Raw genomic sequence first — 15,207 nt, forward strand, 5'->3', positions numbered from 1 at the left:
AAGAGCCCCTGCAGTGCAAACTGCAGGGGCTCTTTGGCGTTTATGCGCGAGAAGGACTGTAAATTCAGGAAATTGTTGCGGACGTCCGCACAGACGCACAGGGAATGTGCACGTTTACTTTTCGGTCTTCAGGCCGTAAGAGGAACCTGTTTTTTTGATCAGATAGGTCATCAGGTATCCACTTTTATAAATCCAGTCATAAATTTTTTTATATTATGAGTACACTACCCTCCTGGCAGGATCGTCTGCGCTATTTTTTCCAATCAACAGCCCAATCCAATGGCAACACCTTGTACGATCAGGGGAGGATCGTCCTGAGCAAGGTAACCCCGGAGGAGATCAAGGGATCGCTCAAGGGCAAAGAAACCCGTTTCATGAGTATCCTGGACAAAAAGTCCTCCGACTCCTTCCAGGTCTCATGCACATGCCGAGAATTCCGTAGCGAGGGCACGGCCTGTCCCCATCTATGGGCCCTTCTCAGAGCGGCTGATGAGTTTTTGTCCAGAGGCACGGGGGATAGCATCCCCAAGGCCCCGCGCCCATGGGAACGTTTGCTTCTCGGTGATGGCGGCGAAGAAAAAATAGCCTATACCGGTGATCCTGGTGACTATATCCTTCTCTACCGTATCACGTTCGATAGTGGGGGGACCCTGGTTGATACCTGGTTGCGGTATGTGAAGAAAAACGGAGAAATGGGGCAACGGATAAAGGAGGTACCCCGATCTATTTTAAAAGAGCCGTTGTTGTCCCGGGCCGATAAACACATTTTGGAAAGTATGGCCTCCATAGGTCAATATCCTGATTTGTATGGGCGCTACTACCACTATTTCGAGCAATATAAAAAAATTTCTTCATGCACCCTGCCTTCCTTGCTCAACGGGGCGCTCCTTCCCCTGCTCGCGGAGACGGGCCGTTGCCTTGTCAACCATCCCGCCCGCGGGGAAGTCTATCTGCGTAAAGGTAGCCCCTATACGCTCTCCTTGCGCATGGAATCTGTGCGTGAAGAATCCGGCCGTAAAAGAACCCTTGATCTCGAACCGGTTTTGGTTGGTAGTCCTCCCTTTGGTACGTGTCCATTCGACGATGGATATACGGTTGTTCCCGGAACGCCTGTCCATCTTGTGCGTGACGGGGTCGTGCACATGCTCGATGATGAACTGTTGGACGTTACTCGTCTCCGTGGGTTACAAAAGAAATCGTCCGTCCATGTACCGGCCAAGGATGTCCGCAATCTTGTTCAAGCGCACTTCCAGTCGTCCCTGCCCGTGCAGATCGAGTTTCCCGAAAGGGTTCTGCCCGAGGTCTGCCAGGAGAGTATCCTACCGGTCCCCATCGTCGAGTTGACCTTTGTCGCCGGGGGAGCGCAGGGGAGGGTGGTTTTCGACTATGACGGCTGGGATGTTCCAGCTGAGGATCCCCGGCCCGAAATCCTCGATCCTGACCAATGGAGACGTATTAACCGCCAAAATGGGTTCGAGCACAAAGCGATCGCCGATTTCAATAGACTCGTGGAGGACGACGGGGATGGGTATCTTGCAGCGGAAAGAATCCACCCGGTGGTTTCAGATCTGGCCGAAAGGGGGTGGACGGTCCGGGCCAGTGACAAAAAGAAGATCACCTCTGGGAACCTGTCCACGCTCAAGGTAACCTCGGGCATTAACTGGTTTGATCTTGATGGTGACGTGGATTTCGGTGGGATTGTCGTCCCATTGCCCAAAGTCATCCGGGCCTATCTCAAGGGGATGAAGGAATTTGACCTCAGTGACGGGAGCAAGGGGTTGCTCCCGGAAGCATGGTTGGACCAATTCGCCCCATATCTTCAGGCAGGGGTGGATAAGGCCGGCAGGGGGGACGACAAGGAATTGCGGTTCCATTCTTCCCAGGCATTGGTCATCGACGCATTGCTCGACAGCAGGGCCGAAGTGGATGTGGATGAGCGATTCCAGCATGTCCGGGATGGCCTGGCCCGCTTCAAGGGGATTGCCCCCCTGGATCCTCCGGATTCCTTTTGCGGAAAACTCCGCCAGTACCAATGCGAGTCCCTGGGGTGGCTCGAGTTCCTCAATGGTTTCCATTTTGGTGGGGTCCTGGCCGATGACATGGGATTGGGCAAGACGGTCCAGGTTCTCGCTTGGCTCGATCATCTCAAGGGGAGGGGGAAGGCGGGGACAAATCTTGTCGTCATGCCCACGTCTTTGCTCTATAACTGGCAATCGGAAAGCCGGCGGTTCACTCCTGAGCTTTCCGTGTTGGTCCACGCAGGCACTGCAAGGACCTCCGACCGGTCGGAGCTGGTCCAGTTTGATCTCGTGCTGACAACCTACGGAATCCTTCGGAACGATATCGAGCTGTTACAGTCGGTTGCCTTTGCCTATATTATCCTGGATGAAAGCCAGATGATCAAGAACTCCGAGGCCCTTACCGCCAAGGCGGCCAGGGCTCTGGACGGCTCCCATCGGCTCTGTCTGACAGGGACCCCCCTGGAGAACAACGTGGGTGAGCTGTGGTCGCAGATGGAGTTCTTGAATCCCGGTATGCTCGGCAGCCCGACACATTTTGACAAACGTTTTGCCAAGCCCATCTCCCAAGGGGACGACACGTCGGGTAAGGCCCTGGCGAACATGATCCGGCCCTTTATCCTCAGACGGACCAAGGAGGAGGTGGCCACTGATCTTCCGGATAAGACCGAGGAAACTATTCTTTGTGCAATGAGCGATGACCAGGTCAAAGTATATGACCAGGTCAAGAACCATTATCGGTCGGAGATCCTGGCACAGGTCGATAACAAGGGGCTCGGGAGGAGCAAGATCAAAATCCTGGAGGGGTTGCTCCGTTTGCGCCAGGCAGCTTGCCATCCCGGTCTGCTGCAGGAAAACGACGATCTGACGGGTAAACTGCAGACCCTGATGAACATGCTCAACAAGATCGTGCCCAGTGGACACAAGGGGATCGTCTTTTCCCAGTTCACCCAATTTTTATCCATTATCCGCAAGGCCTTGGAGGATGCCAATATCCCCTACGAGTATCTTGACGGGAGGACCCGCCCCGTAACCCGGAAAAGGCGGATCGCGTCGTTCCAGACGGATCCTGCCATTCCCGTTTTTCTGGTCAGTCTCAAGGCCGGAGGTGTCGGGCTCAATCTCACGGCTGCGGATTATGTTTTTCTCATGGATCCCTGGTGGAATCCAGCGGTGGAAATGCAGGCCGTCGACCGGGTCCATCGTATCGGACAGGAAAAGCCCGTTTTCACCTATCGGCTCATCAGCGAGGGCACCGTGGAGGAGAAAGTGGTCGCCCTGCAGGAGAAAAAACGCGAACTCGTCCATTCCATCATGCAGGGGAGCAAAGCTATGCTCCGGGAGATAACCAGGGAAGATATCGAGAAGCTATTTTCCTGAGATACTCCGCCCCCCGATTGTATGTATAGAAAAACGGGCGTTCCGGTCTTGGCCGGAACGCCCGTTTTTCTATACCCTATCTCTTTTTGTGGGGAATGCTAGACCCCAAGGGGAGCCTTGATGGCCGGAACATCCACGCTGGTGTTGATGATCTGTGTCGCCTGGTTGATCTTGACGATATCCCTGAGCTTGTGGCTTTTGAGAATATTTTCCATTTTATTGGCCACGGTATAGGTATCGTCGCGGACAATGATGATCGGAACCCCCAGGACCTCGGACCGGCTGAGAATAATGTCGTTGGGATAAAGGTTTCCGGTCAGGACGAGGCAGGGTGCGCCCCCTTCCATGGCCACGAGCTGGACATCGGATCGGTCACCGCCAACGATAATCGCCGCATTGGGGTGTTTTTTGAAATGGGTCATGAAGTTTTCCACCTGCATGGTCCCGATGAGAAAATTCTGCACGATTTTTTCCGACTTGGAGCTGACCGAGACGATCTTTCCGCCCAGTCTGTCTGAAAGGTCCTGGATGGTGATGGACTGCATGATCGGATCGGGAGGAATGATCCCCAGGACCTTGACCCCATTGTTCTCAAGAAAAGGGGTGATCACGCTTTCGACCTCTTCCCGCACATCGGCCGGCACATCATTGAAGACCACGCCGATGAACCCGTCACCCAACTTCTCTTTGGCGCACATCAGGTAGTCGTAATTCGTGTCCTTGACGTACCGGTCGACCAGAATGGTCTTCAGGCCGAGCTCGTTGACAATGCTCGGGCCATCGACACCGCAGTATTTTCCCGAGTGGAGGAAGCTGCCGGATCCCCCTACAACCATCAGGTCCTTTCCCTTTGAAAGCTGGGTATAGGCGGCCTTGATTTTCGGGAGGGGGGATTCGCAATTGCCGGAGAGGGCATTTATTTTGAAATCATGGGTGACCACGACGGGGGTTACCATTGCCGGGTCTTCCTCGAGCCCGAGGACGCTTTGGAGAAAAAAACCGTCCTCGTCACCGAGCTTGTCCTCGGTTCTTGCCGGTACTGCTCCCACCGGCTTCATGTAGCCGATATCCAAACCATCTTTCTGGAATTTCATGCCCAGGGCCAGGGCAATCATGTTTTTTCCGGCATAGCCGCTTGTTGATCCTATGTACAAGCCTTTCATGTTTTTCTCCTTGTGTATGGAACACATGCGTTGTGGGTAATTTCCTGGTTGGGAGTATTTCCTACGTGGGATCAGACATTGAGTGACAGACGTACATCGGCCACGACGGCCCTGTCGGCATTGACCAGAACCGGATTGAATTCGGCCTCATAGATTTCAGGAAAATCCAGGGAGAGTTGGGACATGGTCAGCAGGATTTTTTCAATGGCTTTGAAGTTCACGGACCGCTCGCCACGGACCCCTTTAAGAAGCATGTACGACCTTATTTCCCGAATGATGGTGTGGGCGTCTTCCGTACTCAAGGGGGCGAGCCTAAAAGAGATGTCTTTCAAGACCTCGACATAGATACCCCCAAGACCGAACATGAGTAAGGGACCGAATTGTTCGTCCCGTTTGAATCCGATGATGATTTCCTTGGCACCCTTGGGGGCCATTTCCTGAACGAGACAACCGGTGATCATCGCCTCTGGGCGCATTTTTTGGGCCCGCAAGGTGATGTCCAAAAATGCTTCCCGGACCTGTTCGGCGTTTTTTAGCCCTACTTTGACCCCGCCCACGTCACTTTTGTGGGAAATCTGGGGGGAAGCGATCTTGAGCACGACCGGATACCCGATGCTGTCCGCTGCCGCAACGGCGTCATCACTGGTCCGGGCTAGCTGGGTCCTTGGGACGGGAAGATCATAGGCGGTCAATATCTCTTGGGCCTGGAATTCGACGATCTCGGAAGCCCCGCTATCCTTGGCCCTGGCGATGACTCCCCCGGCTTTTTCGAGATCCCTCGAAATTTTGGGAACAATCGGTTGTTCCCGGTTTTGCCACATGTGATAGCGGTACATGGTTTCTATGCTGGCAATGGCCGGTTCTGGAAATGTATAACAGGGGAGACCGGCGGCCTGGAGCATTTTCTGGCCGTCGGATGTACGCTGCTTGCCCATATAGCAGGGAAAGATCGGCTTGGTCGTTGTCTTGGACACCCGGATGATGGCCTCGGTGATTGCCTCGAGATCGTTGGCCGCCGTGGAGGTCGGGGTGAGCATGACCAGGACCGCATGGATGTTGTCATCTTCGAGAACAACCTCAAGGGCGTTGCCAAAGCATTTGGAATCGGCATCCCCGGCGATATCGATGGGATTGTAGGGAGATGCGTAGGGGGGAAGAACCTCCTTGAGTTTGTTCACTGTGGATAGGGCTATGGAGGCCATGTTCAGGGCGGATTTTTCACAGGCGTCCGCGGCCATGATTCCAGGTCCGCCGGCGTTTGTCACAATGCCCAGGTTCGGTCCCTTTGGCACCGGCTGCTGGGAAAAGGCCAGGGCCAGGTTGAACAGGGATTCGATGGAGCCCGCCCTGATGACCCCTGCCTGGTTGAAGGCGGCAGTATACACGTTGTCCGATCCGGCAATCGATCCAGTGTGGGAGGAGGCCGCCTTGGCCCCGGCCGAAGTGGTTCCGGATTTGACCATGATCACCGGCTTTTTGGGGGTGACCTTCTTGGCCTTGGCCATGAATTCGTTCCCATCACCGATGTTTTCGATATATCCAAGGATGACCGAGGTGTCAGGATCTTCGCCCAGATAATCGAGCATGTGGCTTTCGTTGAGTACGGCCTCATTGCCCAGACTGATGAATTTGGAAAATCCCATGTTTTCCCCCTGGGCCCAGTCCAGGATCGACGAACACAGGGCCCCTGACTGGGAGAAAAAAGCGATATTCCCGGCGTTGGGGGACCCAGAGGCAAAGGAGGCATTCACCTTGCCCCCAATATTTATCATGCCCAGGCAGTTGGGCCCGATGAGGGCGATATTTTCACGCTCACACAATTCGGCCACAGCCTTTTCAAGCTTGTATCCCTCGTGGCCGACCTCTTTGAAGCCGGCGGTAATGATGATCGCCGATTTGGTTTTTATGGCAGCCAGTTCTTCCAGGGAGGCCAGTACGAACTGTTTGGGGATGGTCAGGACGGCCAGATCAAGGCCGGTAGGAAGGTCTTTGACGGCATTGGTCACCGTGAGTCCCAGAATCTCCGTGGCCTTGGGATTGACCGGATAGAGGGTTCCCCCATAACCGGCCTGGAGCATGTTGGAGATGATGGTGTGCCCGATTTTTCCCGGGGTTCCCGAGGCCCCGATGACCGCTACGGTCTGGGGGTTGAAAAGCGCCTGGATATTCTTTTCGTAGGACATGATATTTTCCGTGGGTTGATTGTCTGCAGGGAAAAGACACAATAGCCGACCTTGTGTTCATGGAACGATTTGTCCCCTGTCCCCCTAAAAGAACGGAACACAAATCGCTCCATGAAATGCCGGGAACGAACGGCAGTGGGTGCGTGTCCTGGCCCCGCTCCCGACAACGTCGTTATATCAATTAATCATTTCTGCGTAGATTTCAATGGTGTGCTTGACCTCGATGGGGTCATGGTTCCTGGACAGATTGTCCTGGATCTGGAGCATGCAGGCGGGACAGCCCGTGGCAACGATCTGGGCATTGCTGGCGACGATGTTGTCCCGTTTTTGCTGCCCGATATTCTTGGACAGTTCATAGTGCTGCAGGTTGAAGCTGCCGCCGCACCCGCAGCACCGGTCGGCATCGGCCATTTCCTGGAGTTTGAAGTGGGGATTGGCCTTGATCAGGGTCCGCGGTTGTGCGGCCACGCCCATGGATTTTTTCAGGTGACAGGGGTCGTGGTAGGTCACGCTGCGCCCGCCGTGTTCGGGCAGCATGGGCGCACTCACCCCGATGATGTCCACGAGAAAGGCGGATATATCCATGGTTTTGTCGGAGATGGATTGTATCTGTTCCTTTTCCACCGGAGTGAAGCCCTGGTCCATGAGGGGCCAGACTTCCTTGATGGTGGACGTGCACGTGGCGCATGCCGTGACCAGATAATCGAAGTCTTCCTGCAAGAATGTTTCGAGGTTCTTTCTGGTCAGAGAGACATGGGTCTGGGTATCCCCCGAGGCCAGGGCCGGAATGCCGCAGCAGGCCTGGCCTTCGGGCATGAAGACCCCCACGCCGTGATGGGTGAGCACCTTGATGCAGGTTTCGGCGATGTGCGGGTAGATCTTGTCCAGCATGCATCCGGGATAAAAGGCCACCTTGACTCCGCTGGAGCCGGCCGGGGTGTTCAGGGATTTGATCTTCCGGTGCAGGGATTTCTTGGCCAGGGCCGGGAAATGGCGCTCCCCGAGCATGGGCCTTAGCATGGCACATGAAGCCGTATGCACCACAGGGCTTTCTTTTTTCACGGCTATCCCCTGGAACATGGAGGCCATGTCCAGAATCCGGTTGAACAGCTTGGGCCGGGAGAGCATGCCCTTGAAGATGGCCTTTTTGGTGGGGGAGAGTCCCACGTATTTGGTCAGGATGGCCCGGGCGTTCAGGAAGATGTCCAGGATCTTGACACCTGATGGGCAGTTGGCCGCGCAGGAACCGCAGAGCAGACACTTGTCCAGGCTTTCCTTGACCTTTTTGGGGTCCTTGACCATCTCCTGGGCCAGATTTTCCAGCAGGATGATCTTGCCGCGGGCCACATCGGCCTCTTTCATGGTCTCTGCAAATACCGGACAGACCGCCTGGCACAGGCCGCAATGCATGCATACGGCCATCTGGTCGTCGAGTTCCTTGAGCATTCTGCTCAGTTCTTTCACGTCGCTGGACATGCTAACCTCCAATGATCTTGCCCGGATTGAGGATGCCGTTGGGGTCCAGGGATGTTTTCAGATGGCGGCAGAATTCGATAGTCGATCTGGATACCTCGTGTTCCAGGAATTTGCTCTTGGCAATGCCGATGCCGTGTTCTCCGGAAAGGGTTCCCTGAAGGGCCAGTGCGTGTTCAAAGATCTCGTCCACGGCCTGTTCGACCCTGGTGAACTCTTCCTTGTCCCGCTTGTCGCATAGAATGGTCGGGTGGAGATTGCCGTCGCCCGCATGGCCGAAGATCCCGATGGGCAGATGTTGTTTCTTGGCGATGGACCGGATGGCCGCGATCATGGCCGGAATCTGGCTGCGGGGCACGGTGGCGTCTTCGAGCACTGTTGTCGGCTTGAGCCGTGCCAGGGCGGGCAGGGCATCGCGGCGGGCCTGCCAGATGGCCGCTTTTTCCTGGGCGTTCTTGGCCGCAGTCACGCTCGAGGCTCCCAGCTTGGTACACAGCCCCATAATTTTTTGGGCCTCCTCTTCCACCTGGGCGGGATGGCCATCCACCTCGATGAGTAGAAGGGCCTCGGCATCGGTTGGCAGCCCGGCCTTGGAGTAGTCCTCCACCGTGCGGATGGTGAAGTTGTCCAAAAATTCAAGGGTGCAGGGAACAATTTTTTCGGAGATGATGGCGGATACGGTTTCCGAGGCCTTGGCCATGTCGTCGAAGACGGCAAGCATGGCCTTGGATGCGGTCGGGGGCGGAACGAGTTTTAAAATGATCTGGTCAAAGACGCCCAGAGTCCCTTCCGAGGCGATCATCAAGCCGCCCAGGTTGTATCCGCTCACGCATTTGACCGTGCGGGAACCGGATTTGACCAGGTTGCCGTTCACGTCCCAAAAATCCACGCCCATGACGTAGTCTTTGGTCACACCGTACTTGAGGCCCCGAAGTCCTCCGGCGTTTTCAGCCACATTGCCGCCCAGAGTGGACACGGCCATGCTCCCCGGGTCCGGAGGATAGAAGAGTCCCTTTTCTGCCACGGCCGCAGCGAATTTTGCCGTGACCACGCCCGGCTGGACCACGGCGTACAGGTCGTTTTCGTTGATCTCCAGGATCTTGTTCAGTCCGTTGGTCAAAACAACCATGCCGTGGGTGGACGAGGGGATGGTTCCCCCGCTCAGGTTGGTGCCCGAACCCCGTACGGTCATGGGAATTTTATTCTCGTTGCACAGTTTGACCACCTTGCCCAGGGTTTCACTGTTGATGGGACGGACCACCAATTCGGGGACAACGCTTTCGAGGACGGCCGAGTCATAGGAATAGGAGATACGGTCGACCTCGCTATCCATGACGTTTTCGTCCCCGAGTAGGGTCCTTAGTTCCTTGATGAGTGCTTTTGTTATCATGACGAGTATCTCCTGGGAGTGGTCGAAAAAATCAGTGATGAAGGTGACGTTGCGATGGTACCGGTATGTGGGGGAACACCTGTCCCCCCACATACGATGGTTGTAGACGCAAGGCTAGAGGATGACGCCGAATCCGGCACCCACGAACAGGAAGCCGAGGATGGCCGCTGCGATCAGATAATAGGTCAACGGGATCAGGGTCTTGCGGATGATCTCGCCTTCACGGTCCATGAGTCCGACAACGGCTGCGGCTGCAACAACGTTGTGTACGGTGATCATGTTACCGGCTGCTCCGCCCACGGCCTGCAGGGCCACGATCACGGACTGGGGCACGGCGATCTCGGTGGCCACGCCGAACTGGAACAGGGAGAACATCATGTTGCTGATGGTATTGGAACCGGCGATGAAGGCGCCAAGGGCACCGATGACAGCGGCAAAACCGGTCCATGCTTCACCCACCAGGTGGGCCACGCCGGTGGCCAGTTCCAGGGGCATACTTTCCAGGCCGCTCATGTTGGTTCCGGAGTTGATGAACACGCGGACCATGGGGATGGCAAATCCGAGGGCAAAGGATGCCTGTACGGTGGTCTTGAAGGCCGCCTTGGTGGCATTGCCCATCTCCGTGGGTTTCATGCGCTGGATGAAGTAGGCGCAGGCCACGGCCAGAACAAAGATGAATCCGGGAAGGTACAGGGGTTTGACGGTGTAGCCGATACCCGTACCAAAGACGTTGGTCACCGGAACGCTCAGGGATGTGAGCATGCCCTTGATGGCCGGGACGGTTCTGGAGAGAACCAGGAACAGGCCGACCAGGACGTAGGGGGACCATGCCTTGAACAGGGTCATGTGCGAACGGATATCACCGTGGGCAGGCTTGTAGGTACCCGTCCAGGACGGGTCCCATTCTTCTTCAGGGGCGAAGTCCCAGCTTTTTGCGGGGACCAGAAAGTTATTTTTGGCCGCAACGATGATAATGCCCAGTCCGATCAGGCCGCCCAGCAGTGAAGGGAACTCGGGTCCGAGGAAGTAGGCCACGGTGACGTAGGGAACCGTCAGGGCCAGTCCGGCGAAAATGGCGAAAGGCAGGACTTCAAGACCTTTCTTGATGGATTTCTCCTTACCGTAGAACCGGGTCAGGATGATTGCGAGGAACAGCGGGATCATGGTTCCGATGATGCCGTGGAAGAGAGCCACGTTCCAGCCGACGGCATAGATGTAATCCATGAACGGCATGCCCACGGCGTTGAGAGCGTCATGAACCACGGGGTTGTCCAGACCGGTTTTGACCCCAAGGAGGATGGGGGTGCCCACCGCACCGAAGGAGACCGGGGTGGATTGGATGATCAGTGCCACCGTGACCGCTGCCATGGCCGGGAATCCCACCGCCATGAGCAGGGGTGCGGCCACTGCTGCCGGGGTGCCGAATCCGGCGGCCCCTTCGATGAAGGCACCGAACATCCAGGCGATGATCATGGCCTGGATGCGTCGGTCAGGGGTTATGTCCATGAACCCCTTTCGAATGGTGGCCACGGCCCCGCTGTTGGTCAGGGTGTTTAACATGAGCAGTGCGCCAAAAACGATCCAGAGAATGGCCGCACAGATGGTGACCCCCTGGACAATGGATGCGGCGATGACCACGCCTGAAACCTGCCAGTAGAAATAGGCCAGTACTGAGGTCACAACCAGCGCCAGGGGCATGGCCTTTTTCGCCGGCCATCTGAGAATGACCAGAAAAAAGAAGACGGTAAGAATGGGGGCCAGAGCCAAAATTGAATTCATGGAACATTCCTCCTGAGCAAATAATTAGACGGTAAAAATGGAGCTGCCTTAGCCTCAAACCTGGTACTACCGTTGGAACCGGGCCCGTGTCGTTACAGAGGAACCCGGTTCCCTATGATTGGGTCGGCATATCCCGTTTTATGCCGCAACGATTGTTTTCTCTCGCCTCGCGGGGCTTGAGAAAACGGGCGATGCTTGATGGATCGCCCCTGCATGATTCGCCGGGGTTGTGGGGTTTATGGCGAATCTTTTCGGGAATTACTGGAATTGTATGGACCTAGGCGTTATCGCCGGTCGGTACTGCAGCCATCTGCTCCAGAGCCTTGAAACGCTCTTCATACTGCTGCTCGATGGTTCTTCTGAGTTGTTCGCTCGCTCCGGGATTGGTCTTTTCCAGCCGAGCGTATCTGTTTTCCCCGCCCAGGAATTCCTGCAGAGTGCCATCCGGGCCCTTGGAATCGAGAATAAAGGGGTTCTTGCCTTCATCGGCCAGCAGGGGGTTGTATCTATACAGGGGCCAGTACCCCGAGGCCACGGCCAACCGTTCCGCTTCCTGGGTCTTGCCCATGCCCTTGCGGATACCGTGGTTGATGCACGGGGCGTAGCAGATGATCAGAGACGGGCCGGGGTAGGATTCGGCCTCCTTGAAGGCCTTGAGCATCTGGTTCTTGTTCGCGCCCATGGATACTGAAGCCACATACACGTACCCGTAGGTCATGGCCATACGTCCGAGGTCTTTTTTGGAGGTCCGTTTACCCGAGGCCGCGAACTTGGCAATGGATCCCAGTGGAGTGGACTTGGAGGACTGTCCGCCCGTATTGGAATAGACTTCGGTATCCATGACCAGGACATTGATGTCCTCGCCCGAGGCCAGAACGTGGTCCAACCCGCCGTAGCCGATATCATAGGCCCAGCCGTCCCCGCCAAAAATCCAGACGGATTTTTTGGTCAGCAGGTCGGAGAGGGCGAAGATCTCGTCGAACAGGGGAAGGTCTTCTTCGTTCCCCAGAAGGTTCAGAATGGTTTCCCCATGTTTTTTGGACTGCTCGGGATCGTTGCGATCAGCAAGCCAGCCGTCCACGGCACGGGTAAGCTCTGAGGATTCGACCAGATCTTTGGCCTTGGTGAGCAGGTCAGCCAGTTTGTTGCGGCGCTGGTTCACGGCCATACCCATGCCGTAGCCGTATTCCGCGGCGTCCTCGAAAAGGGAGTTGCCCCAGACAGGCCCGTGGCCGTACTTGTTGGTGCAGTAGGGAGTTGTGGGTGCCGATGCCCCCCAGATGGAGGAACAGCCGGTGGCATTGGCGATGAACATGCGTTCGCCAAAGAGCTGGGTGAGAACCTTGACGTATGGGGTCTCCCCGCAACCGGCGCAGGCACCGGAGAACTCGATGAGGGGCTGCTGGAACTGGCTGCCCTTGAGGGAGTCGCGTTTCATCACCGAGTCCTTGATGGCCAGGGTCTGGGAAAAGTCGAAGTTGGGGACCTCTTTTTCGGTCTGGGTGGCCAGGGGCTTCATGACCAGGGCCTTGTCCTTGGCCGGGCAGATGTCGGCGCAATTGCCGCATCCCAGACAATCCATGGTGTTCACCTGGATCCTGAATTTCAGACCCGTGAGTTCCTTACCCCTGGCCTCCAGGGTATCGAAGGTTGTGGGCGCATCCGCTATTTCACCTCCATTGGCCAGCACAGGACGGATAGCGGCATGGGGGCAGACAAAGGCGCATTGGTTGCACTGGATGCAGTTCTCTCCGATCCATTGGGGAACCATGATGGCCACGCCCCGTTTCTCGCAGGCCGAGGTGCCCAGGGGCACGATGCCGTCGGGTTCGAACGCGGACACGGGCAGCTTATCGCCCTGCTGGGCCAGAATGGGCCGGACCACATCACTGATGTACGTGGGATCGTTTGACGCGGTGGCATTCTCGTCCTTCGCCTCTGTCCAGGATTCCGGATAGTCAACGGTGAGCAGATTCTCCGCGGCCTGATCCACGGCCGCGACGTTCATGTTCACGATCTTGTCGCCCTTTTTCCCATAGGTCTTTTTGATGGAATCCTTGAGCAGGCGGACAGCCTCATCAAAGGGGATGACTTCGGTGAGCTTGAAAAATGCGGTCTGCATGACCATGTTGATGCGGCCACCAAGGCCCACGGATGCTGCGATTTTAACGGCGTCGATGGTGTGGAATTTGAGGTTTTTGCGGGCGATGATCCGTTTGAGAGAGGCCGGCAGTTCGGATTCCATCTCTTCCAGGGTCCAGGGGGCGTTGAGCAGGAAGGTGCCCCCGTCCTTGATGGTTTCCAGGATATCGTACTGGTGGACATAGCTCGATTTGTGGCAGGCCACGAAGTCGGCCGCATTGACCAGATAGGTCGACTGGATGGGGCTGTGCCCGAACCGGAGATGGGACACGGTGATGCCGCCGGATTTCTTGGAATCATAGGCGAAATAGCCCTGGGCATACATGTCCGTGTTGTCGCCGATGATCTTGATGGCGCTCTTGTTGGCCCCCACTGTGCCGTCGGAACCCAGCCCCCAGAACATGCACTGGACCGTGCCTTCGGGGGTGGTGTTCAATGCTTCACTCATGTCGAGGGATGTGTGGGTGACGTCGTCTTCGATACCCACGGTGAAATGGTTCTTGGGCGCAGCCGCGAGCATGTTGTCGAAAACCGCCTTGACCATGGACGGCTGGAACTCCTTGGAGCCCAGCCCGTAGCGTCCCCCGGAGATTCTCGGGGTCTCGGCCCGCTCCATGAATGCGGTGCACACGTCCTGATACAGGGGGTCGCCGGTGGCTCCGGGTTCCTTGGTCCGGTCCAGGACGGTGATGGAGGTTGCCGTGGCCGGTAGGGCGGCAAAGAAGGCCTCCGTGACAAAGGGACGGAACAACCGGACCTTGACCAGGCCGACCCGTTCGCCCTGCTTGACCAGGTGGTTGACCACTTCTTCGATGGTCTCGCACGAAGAGCCCATGGACACGATGACCCGGTCGGCCTCTTTGTGGCCCACATAGTCGAAGAGTTTGTAGGAACGTCCCGTGAGGGCGGCGACCTTTTTCATGTTGGCCGAGACAAGGGCCGGAAGCTGATCGTAGAAAGCGTTTGCCGCTTCCCTATTCTGGAAATAGATATCCGGATTCTGGGCCGTGCCGCGGATATGGGGGTGTTCGGGATTCATGGCCCGCTGTCTGAATTCTTCGACGGCTTCGGGATCCATGAGCCCGGCCATGTCCGCATAGTCCAGAACCTGGATTTTCTGGATTTCATGGGAGGTCCGGAATCCGTCGAAAAAATGGACAAAGGGGAGCGAGGCCTGCACGGAGGAGAGATGGGCCACCAGGGCCATGTCATGGGCTTCCTGCACGGAACCCGAGGCCAGAAAGGCGAATCCGGTCTGGCGGGCGGCCATGACATCGGAGTGGTCCCCGAAAATGGACAGGGCGTGGGCGGCCAGGGCGCGGGCCGTCACATGGAAGACCCCGGGAAGGAGCTCGCCGGAGATTTTATACATGTTTGGAATCATGAGCAAAAGGCCCTGTGAGGCCGTAAAGGTCGAGGTCAGGGCCCCTGCTGCCAATGAGCCGTGTACCGCCCCGGCGGCTCCGGCCTCGGACTGCATCTCCCGGATCTGGAGAACCTGGTCAAAGATGTTTTTGCGGCCCTGGGCGGCCCACTCATCGGCGATCTCTCCCATGGTCGAGGACGGGGTGATGGGATAGATGGCGGCGGCGTCGCTCATGGCGTAGGCCACGTAGGCGGTGGCGGTATTTCCATCCATGGTCTTGGTTGTCATGCCCATGATATTGGTGGCTCCTTTG

7 protein-coding genes are annotated in these 15,207 nt (G+C 56.6%); 1 reads left to right on the forward strand and 6 read right to left on the reverse strand.

Features of this window, described 5'->3' with window-relative positions; translation table 11 throughout:
* The first annotated feature begins 215 nt into the window (after nucleotides 1-215).
* Nucleotides 216-3,398: an SNF2-related protein gene (locus ACY692_RS11870; protein ID WP_462325583.1), complete on the forward strand. Its 3,183-nt coding sequence runs from the start codon at nucleotides 216-218 to the stop codon at nucleotides 3,396-3,398.
* Between the two features lie 98 nt (nucleotides 3,399-3,496).
* Here ACY692_RS11870 and ACY692_RS11875 read toward each other — a convergent pair whose 3' ends face one another.
* From ACY692_RS11875 to nifJ, 6 genes are all read right to left on the reverse strand, one after another.
* The gene (locus tag ACY692_RS11875) at nucleotides 3,497-4,561 is read right to left on the reverse strand and encodes a phosphotransacetylase family protein (protein ID WP_462325584.1); all 1,065 of its coding nucleotides are present in this window, start codon (nucleotides 4,559-4,561) and stop codon (nucleotides 3,497-3,499) included.
* A gap of 71 nt (nucleotides 4,562-4,632) precedes the next feature.
* Nucleotides 4,633-6,744 carry an acetate--CoA ligase family protein gene (locus tag ACY692_RS11880; RefSeq protein ID WP_462325585.1) on the reverse strand — a complete coding sequence of 704 codons (2,112 nt, stop codon included), beginning with the start codon at nucleotides 6,742-6,744 and terminating at the stop codon, nucleotides 4,633-4,635.
* Between the two features lie 177 nt (nucleotides 6,745-6,921).
* A complete protein-coding gene (locus ACY692_RS11885) occupies nucleotides 6,922-8,220 on the reverse strand; it encodes a (Fe-S)-binding protein (protein ID WP_462325586.1) in 1,299 nt (432 codons plus the stop codon).
* 1 nt (nucleotide 8,221) lies between these two features.
* On the reverse strand, nucleotides 8,222-9,607 hold the full coding sequence (locus tag ACY692_RS11890) for an FAD-binding oxidoreductase (RefSeq protein ID WP_462325587.1): 1,386 nt from the start codon (nucleotides 9,605-9,607) through the stop codon (nucleotides 8,222-8,224).
* A gap of 114 nt (nucleotides 9,608-9,721) precedes the next feature.
* A complete protein-coding gene (locus ACY692_RS11895) occupies nucleotides 9,722-11,386 on the reverse strand; it encodes an L-lactate permease (RefSeq protein WP_462325588.1) in 1,665 nt (554 codons plus the stop codon).
* A 277-nt stretch (nucleotides 11,387-11,663) separates the two neighbouring features.
* Entirely contained in the window at nucleotides 11,664-15,188 is a 3,525-nt protein-coding gene (gene nifJ / locus ACY692_RS11900; RefSeq protein WP_462325589.1) for a pyruvate:ferredoxin (flavodoxin) oxidoreductase, read from the reverse strand.
* Nucleotides 15,189-15,207: the final 19 nt, after the last annotated feature.

The sequence above is a fragment of the Desulfoplanes sp. genome (assembly GCF_054921335.1).

Excerpts from the sequence above, each read along its gene's own strand:
- ACY692_RS11895 (WP_462325588.1), bottom strand. The coding sequence starts at position 11,386 with ATGAATTCAATTTTGGCTCTGGCCCCCATTCTTACCGTCTTCTTTTTT.
- ACY692_RS11880 (WP_462325585.1), bottom strand. The coding sequence starts at position 6,744 with ATGTCCTACGAAAAGAATATCCAGGCGCTTTTCAACCCCCAGACCGTA.
- ACY692_RS11875 (WP_462325584.1), bottom strand. The coding sequence starts at position 4,561 with ATGAAAGGCTTGTACATAGGATCAACAAGCGGCTATGCCGGAAAAAAC.
- ACY692_RS11890 (WP_462325587.1), bottom strand. The coding sequence starts at position 9,607 with ATGATAACAAAAGCACTCATCAAGGAACTAAGGACCCTACTCGGGGAC.
- ACY692_RS11885 (WP_462325586.1), bottom strand. The coding sequence starts at position 8,220 with ATGTCCAGCGACGTGAAAGAACTGAGCAGAATGCTCAAGGAACTCGAC.
- nifJ (WP_462325589.1), bottom strand. The coding sequence starts at position 15,188 with ATGGGCATGACAACCAAGACCATGGATGGAAATACCGCCACCGCCTAC.
- ACY692_RS11870 (WP_462325583.1), top strand. The coding sequence starts at position 216 with ATGAGTACACTACCCTCCTGGCAGGATCGTCTGCGCTATTTTTTCCAA.